At 64.5% G+C, this 13120-nt stretch carries 10 protein-coding genes; all 10 read left to right on the top strand.

Going from position 1 to position 13120, the window contains the following annotated elements:
• The first annotated feature begins 320 nt into the window (after positions 1-320).
• The 10 genes from aroG to nusA all read left to right on the top strand — a co-directional run bounded on the left by aroG (position 321) and on the right by nusA (position 13090).
• Positions 321-1382: a 3-deoxy-7-phosphoheptulonate synthase AroG gene (aroG, locus tag C2862_RS11345; RefSeq protein WP_136220232.1), complete on the top strand. Its 1062-nt coding sequence runs from the start codon at positions 321-323 to the stop codon at positions 1380-1382.
• Between the two features lie 309 nt (positions 1383-1691).
• Entirely contained in the window at positions 1692-2630 is a 939-nt protein-coding gene (locus C2862_RS11340) for an ABC transporter permease (RefSeq protein WP_136220231.1), read from the top strand.
• On the top strand, positions 2627-3634 hold the full coding sequence (locus C2862_RS11335; RefSeq protein WP_373888253.1) for an ABC transporter permease: 1008 nt from the start codon (positions 2627-2629) through the stop codon (positions 3632-3634). The genes C2862_RS11340 and C2862_RS11335 overlap by 4 nt, the downstream gene beginning before the upstream one ends.
• Positions 3631-5322 (top strand): ABC transporter ATP-binding protein, encoded by a 1692-nt coding sequence (locus tag C2862_RS11330; RefSeq protein WP_136220230.1) that lies wholly within the window; start codon positions 3631-3633, stop codon positions 5320-5322. The genes C2862_RS11335 and C2862_RS11330 overlap by 4 nt, the downstream gene beginning before the upstream one ends.
• 79 nt (positions 5323-5401) lie before the next feature.
• Positions 5402-6346: a DedA family protein/thiosulfate sulfurtransferase GlpE gene (locus C2862_RS11325; RefSeq protein ID WP_136220229.1), complete on the top strand. Its 945-nt coding sequence runs from the start codon at positions 5402-5404 to the stop codon at positions 6344-6346.
• Between the two features lie 142 nt (positions 6347-6488).
• Complete coding sequence (locus C2862_RS11320; RefSeq protein ID WP_136220228.1) at positions 6489-7502, top strand: glucokinase; 1014 nt, start codon at positions 6489-6491, stop codon at positions 7500-7502.
• 383 nt (positions 7503-7885) lie between these two features.
• Complete coding sequence (gene scpB / locus C2862_RS11315) at positions 7886-8620, top strand: SMC-Scp complex subunit ScpB (RefSeq protein WP_136220227.1); 735 nt, start codon at positions 7886-7888, stop codon at positions 8618-8620.
• Positions 8607-10556 carry a 23S rRNA pseudouridine(2605) synthase RluB gene (gene rluB, locus C2862_RS11310; RefSeq protein WP_136220226.1) on the top strand — a complete coding sequence of 650 codons (1950 nt, stop codon included), beginning with the start codon at positions 8607-8609 and terminating at the stop codon, positions 10554-10556. Before scpB ends, rluB begins: the two co-directional genes overlap by 14 nt.
• A 483-nt stretch (positions 10557-11039) precedes the next feature.
• The gene (gene rimP, locus C2862_RS11305; protein ID WP_136220225.1) at positions 11040-11528 is read left to right on the top strand and encodes a ribosome maturation factor RimP; all 489 of its coding nucleotides are present in this window, start codon (positions 11040-11042) and stop codon (positions 11526-11528) included.
• On the top strand, positions 11525-13090 hold the full coding sequence (nusA, locus tag C2862_RS11300) for a transcription termination factor NusA (RefSeq protein WP_136220224.1): 1566 nt from the start codon (positions 11525-11527) through the stop codon (positions 13088-13090). The genes rimP and nusA overlap by 4 nt, the downstream gene beginning before the upstream one ends.
• Positions 13091-13120 lie beyond the last annotated feature (30 nt).

The raw sequence follows: 13120 nt of genomic DNA, 5'->3' as shown, positions 1-13120 counted from the left end.
TCAAACATGAGCCTTGCGTTTAATAGGCTGTCGGTTTGTCGCAACCGCTTGCCTGTCATTTCGACTTCATGCAGCAAATGACGCAGTGCGACAAAACGCTTGCCAAGCTTCATAGCCAAGGGTTATAGTCGTTTCAACCATTTTCGGATTCCCTATGCGCAACGCTGCCTTCTTTACCTATTTTTGGTTTAGCCATTCCAGCCTTCAGGCGGTGGAGTAGCGGCAGGTTCACGCAGCAAGAGAACAGACCGAACGACCAGAAACCGCCAGAGATGGCGGTTTTTTCATTTGCAGCCCAGATAAACGAAACGGAGTACCGCATGCCTCGTACCGACGATCTACGCATCCGCGAAATGAAGGAACTGACACCGCCCTCGCACCTGATCCGCGAGTTTCCGGTGACGCCTGCGGCCGAGGAAACGGCAAGCGCGGCGCGCATCGCGCTGCACCGCATCCTGCATGGCCAGGACGACCGCCTGATGGTGGTGATCGGCCCGTGCTCGATCCACGACCCGAAGGCCGCGATGGAATACGCGCGCCGCCTGGTCGAGCAGCGCCGCCGCTTCATCGGCGAGCTCGAGATCGTGATGCGGGTGTATTTCGAGAAGCCGCGCACGACGGTCGGCTGGAAGGGGATGATCAACGACCCCTACATGGACAACAGCTTCCGCATCAACGACGGCCTGCGCATGGCGCGCGAGCTGCTGCGCGACGTCAACGAGATGGGCTTGCCGGCCGGGACCGAATTCCTCGACGTGATCAGCCCGCAGTACATCGCCGACCTGATCAGCTGGGGCGCGATCGGGGCGCGCACCACCGAATCGCAGGTGCACCGCGAGCTGGCCTCCGGGCTGTCGTGCCCGGTCGGCTTCAAGAACGGGACCGACGGCAACATCAAGATTGCGGTGGAAGCGATCAAGGCGGCCTCGACGCCGCACCACTTCCTGTCGGTGACCAAGGGCGGCCATTCGGCCATCGTCTCGACCGCCGGTAACGAGGATTGCCACATCATCCTGCGCGGCGGCAAGGCGCCGAACTACGATGCCGCCAGCGTCGAGGACGCCAGCCGCCAGATCGCCGCCCTCGGCCTGGCCTCGCGCCTGATGATCGACGCCTCGCACGCGAACAGCTCGAAGAAGCCGGAAAACCAGGTGCCGGTCTGCGCCGACATCGCGCGCCAGGTTGCCGCAGGCGACGAGCGCATCGTCGGCGTGATGGTCGAATCGCACCTGCTGGCCGGGCGCCAGGACTTGGTGCCGGGCAAGGAGCTGACCTATGGCCAGTCGGTGACCGACGGCTGCATCGACTGGGAGACCAGCGTGCAGGTGCTGGAAGGGCTGGCGGCGGCCGTGCGCCAGCGCCGCCTGCGCGAGGACGCATAAGGGACGGACCTTGCGGCTGCTCATCCGCCGGTTGAACGCGTGGGCGGCGCAGGCGTCGCGTCGGCGCAGAGGTCCGGGTGGAGCCGACCACCCTACGCCATAGGGATGTAGGGTGGTCGGCTACACCCGGGTGCATGCATACCGCTAACGCGTGCGCCGCCCACGCATCCAGCCGGCTCGCGCGCAGCCGAAACGCCTCCCAGGTTATAGGTCAACAACAGAACTTGATGGCCCGCCCGCCGCGAATTGCGTTATCGTGAGCGTTTTTAAAACGGCCGAGCCAGGCAAGGCGCGGCGGCGGGAAGTCCCATGCTGGCTTACATACTCAGGCGCCTGTGGCAGATGCTGCCGACAATGGCGGGCGTCATCGTGCTCGTCTTCGTGCTCTTCAACTGGGTGGGCGGCGATCCGTCCTATCTGCTGGCGGGCAAGATGGCCGACGAGGCGGCAATCGCGAATATCCGCGCCCAGCTCGGCATCGACCAGCCGTATTATGTTCAGCTCGGCATTTTCCTGAAGCAGATCGCGAGCTTTGATTTCGGCAATGCGTGGAGCACAGGCGAACCGGTGTCGCACATCATCGCCAGCCGGCTCGGGCCTTCGCTGACGGTGCTGGTGCCCCTGACCATCCTGGAAACCCTGTTCGGCATCGCGCTGGCGCTGGCCATCGCGTTCGTGCGCGGCTCGCTCACCGACCGCGCCGTGATGGTGGCCTGCACGGTCGGCATGTCGATCTCGATCCTGGTCTACATCATCGTGTTCCAGTACTTCTTCGCTTATAAACTCGGCCTGTTCCCGGTGCAGGGCTGGGGCGAGAGCCTGGGCGAGAACCTGCTGCGCTACGCGCTGCTACCGATCATCATCGGCCTGGCCGTGTCGATCGCGCCGACCCTGCGCCTCTACCGCAGCTTCGTGCTCGACGAAGTACACCAGGACTATGTGCGCACGGCCCGCGCCAAGGGTTTATCGGAGCGCCGCATCGTCTGGGTCCACGTGCTCCGGAATGCCGCGATCCCGATCATCACCCACGTGATGGCGAACTTGCCGGCGCTCTTGATCGGCGCTTTCCTGCTCGAACGTTTCTTCGGCATTCCCGGCATCGGGCGCGAAGTGATCCTCGCCGTGGAGCGCAGCGATTTCCCGGTCATCAAGGCGATTACCGTGTACGTCGCCGCCGCGACCATGGTGTTCAACCTGCTGGCCGACCTGCTGTATGGCGCGGTCGATCCACGCGTGCAATTGAAATGATGACGAACGAATTGCATTCACCCGGCCTCTGGACGCTCGCCTGGCGCCGCCTGCGCGCCGACCGCATCGCGATGGCGGCGCTGGCCGTCGTCGGCGCGTTTATCCTCTTGCTGCTTCTGTCTTCCAGCGGACTGGTCGCCGCCGACTGGGAAGACGAGGTGGCAGTGAATTATGCGCCGCCATCCTTCGTCGGGCCTGACGCCGCCAGCGCCGCGCTGGCGCGCTTGCCGGCGCCGGTGCCGCCGAATGCCTTCGATCCGCTGGCGCAGGAGCTGGAAAGCCTGAAGGCCGAGGTGCGGGCGTCGCATCCGCCGCGTGAGAAGGCGCTCACGTTACCGTTCGGCGCCGACAAGTGGGGCCACGACGTGCTGAAGAAAACCATCAAGGGCGGCGAGACCTCGATCGTGGTCGGCCTGGTGGCGGCCTTCGTCGCGGTCGCCCTGGGGACCCTGTTCGGCGCGCTGTCGGGCTTTTTCGGCGGCGTGGTCGACGACCTGTTCAACTGGTTCTACAGCATTTTTACGTCCATCCCCTCGATCCTGATGATCCTGACGGTGGCCGCCGTGCTGCAGCAGAAGGGCGTGATGACGATCGTGCTGATCCTCGGCCTGACCGGCTGGACGGGGCCTTATCGCCTGATTCGCGCCGAGTACATCAAGCACAAGGCGCGCGAATACGTGATGGCGGCCGACGCGATCGGGGCCTCGAGCTGGCGCAAGATGTTCTCGCATATTTTCCCGAACGTCTCGCACGTGGCCCTGGTGCAGCTGTCGATCCTCGTCGTCGGCTTCATCAAGGCCGAAGTCATCCTGTCCTTCCTCGGCTTTGGCGTGCCGGTCGGGACCGTGTCCTGGGGCAGCATGCTGAACGAAGCGCAGAACGAACTGATCCTGGGTAAATGGTGGCAGCTGGCGGCCGCGGCCGGTGCGATGGCGCTGCTGGTGACGGCCTTCAGCCTGTTCACCGATGCGCTACGTGACGCGCTCGATCCGAAAATCAAATGACTGACGATACCGACATCCTGCTCCAGGTGCGTGACTTGCGCATCGCCTTCCGCGTCGACAAGAAAAATACGGTGGAGGCGATCAAGGGCATTTCCTTCGACGTGCCGAAGAATGCCACCGTCGCCCTGGTCGGCGAATCGGGCAGCGGCAAGTCGGTCAGCTCGCTCGCCGTGATGGGCTTGCTGCCACCCGAGACGACCATCATCGAGCCGGGCTCGCAGGTGCTGTTCGACGGGCGCGAGCTGTTGCAGCTGCCGCCGGCTGAGCGTCGCAAGCTGTGCGGCAAGGACATCGCGATGATTTTCCAGGAGCCGATGTCCTCGCTCAATCCCGTGTTCACGGTCGGCTTCCAGATCGGTGAGGTGCTGCAGCGGCACATGGGCATGAGCAAGCGCGAAGCGCGCACGCGTACCCTGGCGCTGCTGGAAGAGGTCGGCATTCCCGACCCTGCCAACAAGATCGACGCCTATCCCGGCCAGATGTCGGGCGGGCAGCAGCAGCGCGTGATGATCGCGATGGCGATCGCCTGCGAACCCAAGCTCCTGATCGCCGACGAACCGACCACGGCGCTCGACGTCACCATCCAGAAGCAGATCATGGAACTGATCGCGGCGCTGCAGAAAAAGCACCGCATGTCGGTCCTGTTCATTACCCACGACCTCGGGCTGGTCGGAGAAATCGCCGACCGCGTGATCGTGATGCGCCATGGCGAAGTGCGCGAAGAGGGCAGTGCGCAGCAGGTGTTCGGCGCGCCGCGCGACGCCTACACGCGCGCATTGCTGCATTGCCGGCCGACCCTGGACTCGCGGCCGGTGCGGCTGCCGGTGATCGACGATTACCTGAGCGGCCGCAGCGACCCGCTGGCGGTCTTGCCGCAGCGCGCGCGTGGTTATGCGGCGGACGACGAGAACGTGCTGGTCGTCGAGAACCTGGCCAAGAGTTTTACCTTGCGCGAGGGCCTGTTCGGCAAGCGCGTGTTCCACGCGGTGAAGGATGTGTCGTTCACGCTGCCGCGCGGGAAAACCCTGGGCGTGGTCGGCGAATCCGGTTCGGGCAAGACCACGGTCGGCCTGACCCTGCTGCGCCTGCACCGCGCGACCGGCGGCAGCGCGCGCTTCGATGGCCGCGACCTGTTCGCGTTGTCGGACCGCGAGTACGCGGCCTATAAACGGCGCATCCAGATCATCTTCCAGAATCCGTATGCGTCGCTGAACCCACGCTTTACGGTTGGTCAGATCCTGCTGGAACCGATGCGCATCCATGGCATTGGCGCCGGCGAGCACGAACGCACCAAAACAGTGCAAAATTTGTTGGAGCGGGTCGGCCTGCCTGCCCAGGCTTTTCATCGTTATCCGCACGAATTTTCCGGCGGCCAGCGCCAGCGCATCGCGATCGCGCGCTGCCTGACCATGAAGCCGGACATCCTGGTCTGCGACGAGTCGGTCTCGGCGCTCGACGTGTCGGTGCAGGCGCAGGTGCTGAACCTGCTGCAGGACCTGCAGGACGAGTACAAGCTGAGCTACATCTTCATTTCCCACGACTTATCCGTAGTGCGCTACATCGCCGACCGGGTGATGGTGATGCACCATGGGAGCGTGGTCGAGATGGCCGATTCGGACGAGCTGTACCGCAATCCGCAGCATCCTTATACCCGCTCGCTGCTGGCGGCCATTCCGCGCCTGGCCTGAAGATAGGGAAGCTCGCCAAAGCGTTGCGAAAACCCCGCGGTCGCCAGCTTGATACAGGGATTTGGGCTACCATGAACGGATGTCCCAGCTCACTCTCCTGATCCAGCAATACGGCGTCATCCTCGTCTTCGGTACGGTTCTGCTGGAGCAGTTCGGCTTGCCGATTCCCGCCTTTCCCGTGCTGATCCTGGCCGGGGCGATGGCGGTCGACGGCGGCGCCAGCTGGCAGCTGTGCCTGCTTGCCGTGCTGCTGGCTTGCCTGATCTGCGACTATTTCTGGTTCAGCGCCGGGCGCTACTACGGCAAGCGCGTGCTGCGCCTGCTGTGCCGGATTTCGCTGTCGCCCGATTCCTGCGTCAATCAGACCGAAGACCGCTTCCGCCGCTACGGCCCGAAATCCCTGCTGGTCTCGAAATTCGTCCCAGGCTTCAATACCATCGCCGCGCCGATGTCCGGCGCGCTGGGCACGCGCACGCGCGCCTTCCTCGGCTTTTCAGCCAGTGGCGCGCTGCTCTGGGGCGGTACCGGCATCGCGCTGGGCGCCATCTTCCACGACAGCGTCGACGGCATCCTCGCCATGCTCGACACCATGGGCAGCGCCGCGCTGATGGTGCTGGCCGCGCTGCTGGCGCTGTTCGTCGTCTATAAGTATGTCGAGCGCCGGCGCCACCGCGCCACGCTCGCCGTGCCGCGTATCGCCATCGCCGAACTGAAAGCGCTGATGGAGGGCGGGCACGATCCCCTGATTATCGATGCGCGCAGCGTTACCGCCCAGGCGCTCGAACACGCCATTCCGGGTGCGCTGCTGTACAACAGCTGCGAGCCGGGCCAGTTGATGGCCAGCCTCGACAAGGATCGCCATATCGTCGTCTATTGCAGCTGTCCGAACGACGTCACGGCGGCGCAGGTAGCCAAGGAATTCCTCGCCAACGGCTTCCATCGCGCGCGCCCATTGCATGGCGGACTGGATGCCTGGCATGCCCACCATGCCCGGCCGGAGGGTGCCCAACCGGCGCCCTGTTGAGGAGTGACGTAGTCGTACTACTTTCCTCGCTGCGGCAAATCGGCACGATAGTCCGGAGTCTCTGTACCTAAACTACAAAATCTTCTTGTAAGTCAGCAAAGAAATCCAGTAAGCTTGGACATCCCCAGCCTTATGTCCTGCGATGACTGCTTCTCTGCCTGACCACCTCGCTTCCCACGCCGCCTCCTTCGATAGCCCACGCCTGCTGGCCGACGTCGGCGGCACGAATGCGCGCTTCGCGCTCGAGCTGGCGCCCGGCAGCTTCGGGGCGGTGCAGGTCCTTGCCTGCGGCGACCATGTGAGCTTTGCCGACGCGATGCGCGCCTACCTGGCCTCGCCCGAGGTGGCGGCTTTCGGCAAGGTAGCGCACGCGGCGGTGGCGATCGCCAATCCCGTCGATGGCGACCAGATCCGCATGACGAACCACCACTGGCAGTTTTCGATCGAAGCCGTGCGCCAGGAAGTGGGCTTGCAGACGCTGCTGGTTGTCAACGATTTCTATGCGCTGGCGCGTTCGCTGCCGCACCTGGGCGAGGGCGATAAAGTGCAGGTCGGCGGCGGTGCGCCGCGTGCCGGCGCGCCGCTCGGCCTGCTGGGCGCGGGCACCGGCCTGGGCGTGTCGGGCCTGATCCCGGCCGGCGCCGGCTGGACCGCACTCAACAGCGAAGGCGGGCACGTCAGCTTTTCGCCGGCCAACGAACTCGAAGTGGCGGTCCTGCAATACGCCTGGCGCGAGTTCGAACACGTCTCGGCCGAGCGTTTCCTGTCCGGCGCCGGCGTCGAACTGATCTACCGCGCGCTGGCGCATGTGCAGGGCCTGGCGCTTGATCCTTTGACTGCGCCGGAAATCTCGCGCCGCGCGCTGGCGGGGGAATGCGCCGTCTCGAGCCAGGTGCTCGAGGTCTTCTGCGGCATGCTCGGCACCGTCGCCGGCAACCTGGCCGTCACCCTCGGCGCGCAGGGTGGGGTGTACATCGGCGGCGGCATCGTGCCGCGCCTGGGCGAACGCTTCGCGCAATCGCCTTTCCGCAGCCGCTTCGAACAGAAGGGCCGCTTCGCTTCCTACCTGGCCCAGGTGCCCACCTACGTGATCACTGCCGAATATCCTGCTTTCCTTGGCGTGTCCGCCGTTTTGGCCGAAAAACTGTCGGCTTAAGGCGAATGCCGGGCGCGCACCCCTTGCGCAAGTGGTCGTTCTGATGTTTTATCGGTTACAATGGCCCGCAGTTGGAAGAAACGACGTCGATTGCTGTCATGGTACGCGCACCTCGAAGCCGCGTGACACGTCCGCGTTTCGCTGAATAATCACCTGTAGGTTTTCCGTCTGGCACGCGGAGAACGCTGTGGCCGGGTCCTGTCCCGCTACCGTAATGTCGCCCGCCGCGTCCAAGCGCGGGCCATTTGATTCCTGTATCAACGAGCAGCACCGCGAACCGCGTTGGCGTGAAGGCCTGCGCTGCGCCGACTCCGGCCAGCCGATGCCCGCCGATCGCGTATTTGTTTGAACGTTTCCTGGCCCCGGGCCTGACGACATCGAGAATGAAGACTGATGAGGCCAAGCGGGTCCTCGAGACCGCCTTGCTATGCGCGCGCGAGCCGATGTCCCTACACGGCATGAAGAAGCTGTTTGCCGACGTCGACGCCAACGGACGCGTGCTCGGTACGCCGGTCGGGCTCGATACGATCAAGTTGCTGCTCGAGGAATTGCGCCACGACTGGCAGGACCGCGGCATCGAGATCGTCAGCCTGGCCTCGGGCTGGCGCTTCCAGAGCCGCCCCGAGATGAAGCAATATCTCGACCGCATTACGCCGGAAAAGCCGCCGAAGTATTCGCGGGCCACGCTGGAAACGCTGGCGATCATCGCCTACCGCCAGCCGGTCACGCGCGGCGACATCGAGGAGATCCGCGGCGTCGCGGTGAACTCGCAGACGATCAAGATGCTCGAAGACCGCGGCTGGATCGACGTCGTCGGTCACCGTGAAGTGGTCGGACGGCCGGCCCTGCTGGGCACGACGAAGCAGTTCCTGGACGATCTCGGCCTGGCATCGCTGGGGCAATTGCCTCCGCTCGAGAGTATTGCCGACGCCCAGGACGGGCGCAGCCTGGAGGCGCTGGAAGCGGCCCTGCAACAGAATTTTGACAAGACGGACGCGCCGGCGGACGTCGACGAAGAACAAGCTACTTCACCCGTTGAAGTCCCGATACACGACCCGCAACCGGCCTACGGCGTGGACAGGGTCAACAACATTGATACGAACGATGAATCCTACTGACACCGATACCACGCCTGGCGCACCTGGCCAGGACGAGGCGGCCAAGCCGAAGCGCCGCACCAAAGCCGCCGCACCGAAGGCTGCGCCTGCTGCCGATGCCGCGCCTGCCGGCGACGCTGCGCCCGCCGCCGAGAAGCCGAAGCGCCGCACCAAGGCTGCAACCGCAGCCGAGGCCGCCGCACCGGTAGCCGCCGAAGCCGCTGCGCCTGCTGCCGCGCCTGCTGCCGCTTCGAAGCCGGCCCGCAAGCCGCGCGCCACCAAGGCCAAGCCGGCCGAGGCCGCGGCGCCAGCGCCGGCAACGGAAACCTGGCCGCAGCCGTCCGCCACGCAGGCTTCAAGCCCGGCCATGGACAACATGGCCGCCGCCGATGCGGCGAGCCAGGCGCAGGGCAAGAGCGAGCCGAAGGGCGATGGCCAGCGCAAGCCGCGCGGCCCGCGCCAGATGCGCGAGCAGCGTGCCGGCCGCGAAGCGCGCCAGCCGGCCGCCGCCGTCCAGGCTCAGGCAGCCGACGCGCAGCCGGGCCAGGTCCAGGCCCAAGGCGAGCAGGGCGGCGAAGCCCGCCGCGAGCAGCGCCAGGGCAAGGGCAAGAACAAGAATGGCAAGACCGGCCAGCGCAACGCGCAAAATGGCCAGCAAGGCGGCCAGCAGGGCCGTCAGCAGGGCGGCAAGAATGCCAGGGGCAAGGGCGGCAAGCCAAACGACGCCGACGCCGTGTTCTCCTTCGTCACCTCGGACGCGTTCGACGCCAACGAAGGCGGCCAGGGCCAGCAGAAGTCGAAGCCGGCACGCCGTGACCTGACGGCGGACGACGACGCGCCGAAGCTGCACAAGGTGCTGGCCGAAGCCGGTCTCGGCTCGCGCCGCGACATGGAAGAGCTGATCGTCGCCGGCCGCGTGTCGGTCAACGGCGAGCCGGCCCACATCGGCCAGCGCATCCTGCCGACCGACGCCGTGCGCATCAACGGTAAGCTCATCCAGCGTAAGGTGAACAACAACAAGCCGCCGCGCGTGCTGGTGTACCACAAGCCGGCCGGAGAGATTGTCAGCCACGACGATCCGGAAGGCCGTCCATCGGTGTTCGATCGCCTGCCGACCATGAAGACCGGCAAGTGGCTGGCCGTCGGCCGCCTCGACTTCAATACCGAAGGCCTGCTGCTGTTCACGACCTCCGGTGACCTGGCCAACCGCCTGATGCACCCGCGCTATAACATCGACCGCGAATACGCCGTGCGTACGCTGGGCGAGCTGGAAGAGGGCATGCGCCAGAAGCTGCTGGCCGGCGTCGAGCTGGAAGACGGCCTGGCGAACTTTACAAAAATAGCCGATGGCGGCGGCGAAGGTATCAACAAGTGGTACCGCGTGGTGATCGGCGAAGGCCGCAACCGCGAGGTGCGCCGCATGTTCGAGGCCGTCGGCCTGACCGTCTCGCGCCTGATCCGTACCCGCTACGGCGCCATGACGCTGCCCTCGGGCCTGAAGCGCGGCCGCTGGGAAGAGCTGGAAGAAAACGACGTGCGCAACTTCATGGCTGCCTTCGGCATCGAGAAGAAGGGCGGCGGCGGTGACAGCAAGGGTAAAGGCAAGGGCGGTCAGCAGCCCGATCCGCGCCGCTCCGACGGCAACCGCATCGACCGCGCCGACGCCAACCGCAACGTCGACCCGTTCGGCCCGCCGGTGGCGCGCGCCGGCGTGGCGCCGCGCGGCGGTGTTGCGGCGCCGATGGGTCGTCCTGCCGGCGGCAAGGGCCGCGGCGGCAATGGCGGCTTCGGCGGCGGCTCCGGGCGTCCGGGCAATGGCGGCAGCAGCCGTCCGAAGCAGCCGGATCCGCTGCAGACCACGTTCGGTTTTGCCGGTACGGGCGGCGGGGGCCGCCGCGGCGGCCAGGGTCCGCGCGGTTCCGAGCACGGCCTGCCGCGCCGCGGTCGCCGGGGGTGAAAGCGATTGGCTGCCGCTTCGGAGTCCGGGGCGGCAGCGCACCGTACGGGGTCATCGAGGCCAATGGCCTCGATGACGGTTTTACTGGGCATGCCCGCGTCTAGCGCTTGATTATTGGTCGCGTGTCCTCATGTGGGGTGTCCGGGCGTATCGCCGAGTCTGCTCAACCGTCCGTCACGCGGGCATGCCCGCCCTACGTTACGCAACGGTTCGTAGCGAAAACGCCCTCCGTGGCCTGTTATGTTCCTGTCACACCCCATTTTCGCTTTGATAACGTGCGCGGCCGTTGTTTGCTTGCTCATAAAATGGTATGTCGATTGCAGCACGCCCTCGAATACGTTATAATTTGCAGCCTAATCGAAGTCCTTCCCGAGTATTAATTTGGTGCAAGTGCTTACATCTGGTTGGGTTGTGAATACAAAAAGATGGGCAGATGCCCATTTTTTTTTTGGTAAAACGTTTTAACGCCCTTGGAGAAGTGTCGTGCAGCAGTTTGATTTGATCGCCAAGACAGTCGCTGGCCTGGGCTACGAACTCGTTGATGTCGAGCGAGGCGAGCGCGGGATCCTGCGCGTGTTTATCGATTTTCCGGCTGCCGTCGCCGATGAAAAGGGTCCTATTACCGTCGAGGACTGCGCAACGGTGAGTCACCAGTTGTCGCACGTATTGACGGTGGAGAACGTCGATTACGAGCGTCTCGAGATTTCGTCGCCCGGGCTGGACCGCCCGGTGCGCACCCTGGCCGATTTCGAGCGCTTCGCCGGCCATGAATGCACGGTGAAGCTGCGCGTCGCCATGCCGGGTACCGCGAACCGGAAGACCTATACGGGCATCCTGGTCGCGCCGGAAGGCGACAAGATCGGTCTGGAATTTGAAGGTAAAGATGGGCCGGCGTTGTTGGAATTTACGCTGGCCGAATTGGATAAGGCACGCTTGGTGCCGCAGGTGGATTTTAGGAGTCGCAAAGCATGAGTCGCGAAATTTTGTTACTGGTTGATGCGCTTGCGCGCGAAAAAAACGTCGATAAGGAAGTGGTGTTCGGGGCGCTCGAATTCGCCCTGGCCCAGGCCACGAAGAAACGCTATGAAGGCGAAGTCGACATTCGCGTGAGCATCGACCGCGACACGGGCGAATTCGAAACCTTCCGCCGCTGGCACGTCGTGCCGGATGAAGCCGGCCTGCAGCTGCCGGACCAGGAAATCCTGCATTTCGAAGCAAAAGAACAGATCGCCGACATCGAAGTCGACGAATACATCGAAGAGCCGGTGGAATCGGTCGAGTTCGGCCGCCGCTTCGCCCAGGACACGAAACAAGTCGTCCTGCAGCGCGTGCGCGACGCCGAGCGCGAGCAGATCCTGCAAGACTTCCTCGAGCGCGGCGATTCGCTGGTCACCGGCACCATCAAGCGCATGGAACGCGGCGACGCGATCGTGGAATCGGGCAAGATCGAAGCCCGCCTGCCGCGCGACCAGATGATCCCGAAGGAAAACCTGCGCATCGGCGACCGCGTCCGTGCCTACATCTTGCGCGTGGACCGCAATATGCGCGGCCCGCAAGTGATCCTGTCGCGCACCGCGCCGGAATTCATCATGAAGCTGTTCGAGCTGGAAGTGCCGGAGATCGAGCAGGGCCTGCTGGAAATCAAATCGGCTGCCCGTGACGCCGGCGTGCGCGCCAAGATCGCGGTCTACACCAGCGACAAGCGCATCGACCCGATCGGCACCTGCGTCGGCATGCGCGGTTCGCGCGTCCAGGCCGTCACCGGCGAACTGGGCGGCGAGCGCGTCGACATCGTGCTGTGGTCGGACGATCCGGCCCAGTTCGTGATCGGCGCCCTGGCACCGGCCAACGTCTCGTCGATCATGGTCGACGAAGAAAAGCACGCGATGGACGTCGTGGTCGACGAAGAGAACCTGGCGATCGCCATCGGCCGTTCGGGCCAGAACGTGCGCCTGGCCTCGGAACTGACCGGCTGGAAGATCAACATCATGACGGCCGAGGAATCGGCCAACAAGGTGGCCCAGGAAACCGCGGCAATCCGTTCGCTGTTCATGGAAAAGCTGGACGTCGACCAGGAAGTCGCCGACATCCTCGTCGAGGAAGGTTTCTCGAGCCTGGAAGAAATCGCCTACGTGCCGATTTCGGAAATGCTGGAAATCGAATCCTTCGACGAAGAGACCGTGAACGAGCTGCGCACCCGTGCCCGTGACGCCCTGGTGACCGAGGCGATCGCCTCGGAAGAAGGTCTCGAGGGTATGGAAGAAGAACTGGTCAACCTCGAAGGCATGGACCGCACGACTGCCGGCAAGCTGGGTCTTGCAGGCATCAAGACGGTGGAAGCCTTCGCCGGCCTGGCCTACGACGAATTCGGCGCCATCCTGGCCCTGTCGTCGGACCGCGCCCGTGAACTGATCAAGAGTGAATTTAATGATGTGACCGACGATGAGATGAAGCTGGTCGACAGCAAATATGATGACCGCGCCAAAGCGCTGCAGGCGAAAGCCTGGAGCCTGGCAGAAACGGCCAAGGCGTAATTTGCAAATCTTTATCATCTCCGCGACACA

The organism is Massilia sp. Mn16-1_5 (genome assembly GCF_004798585.1).
In the GTDB taxonomy this organism is placed as follows: Bacteria; Pseudomonadota; Gammaproteobacteria; order Burkholderiales; family Burkholderiaceae_D; genus Telluria.
Note: the sequence above shows the minus strand (reverse complement) of the source record. Positions and strands in the feature narration are given on the sequence as shown.

Bases quoted from the DNA above. Each gene is read 5' to 3' on its own strand.
- aroG (WP_136220232.1), top strand. From the start codon at position 321: ATGCCTCGTACCGACGATCTACGCATCCGCGAAATGAAGGAACTGACA.
- C2862_RS11340 (WP_136220231.1), top strand. From the start codon at position 1,692: ATGCTGGCTTACATACTCAGGCGCCTGTGGCAGATGCTGCCGACAATG.
- C2862_RS11335 (WP_373888253.1), top strand. From the start codon at position 2,627: ATGATGACGAACGAATTGCATTCACCCGGCCTCTGGACGCTCGCCTGG.
- C2862_RS11330 (WP_136220230.1), top strand. From the start codon at position 3,631: ATGACTGACGATACCGACATCCTGCTCCAGGTGCGTGACTTGCGCATC.
- C2862_RS11325 (WP_136220229.1), top strand. From the start codon at position 5,402: ATGTCCCAGCTCACTCTCCTGATCCAGCAATACGGCGTCATCCTCGTC.
- C2862_RS11320 (WP_136220228.1), top strand. From the start codon at position 6,489: ATGACTGCTTCTCTGCCTGACCACCTCGCTTCCCACGCCGCCTCCTTC.
- scpB (WP_136220227.1), top strand. From the start codon at position 7,886: ATGAAGACTGATGAGGCCAAGCGGGTCCTCGAGACCGCCTTGCTATGC.
- rluB (WP_136220226.1), top strand. From the start codon at position 8,607: ATGAATCCTACTGACACCGATACCACGCCTGGCGCACCTGGCCAGGAC.
- nusA (WP_136220224.1), top strand. From the start codon at position 11,525: ATGAGTCGCGAAATTTTGTTACTGGTTGATGCGCTTGCGCGCGAAAAA.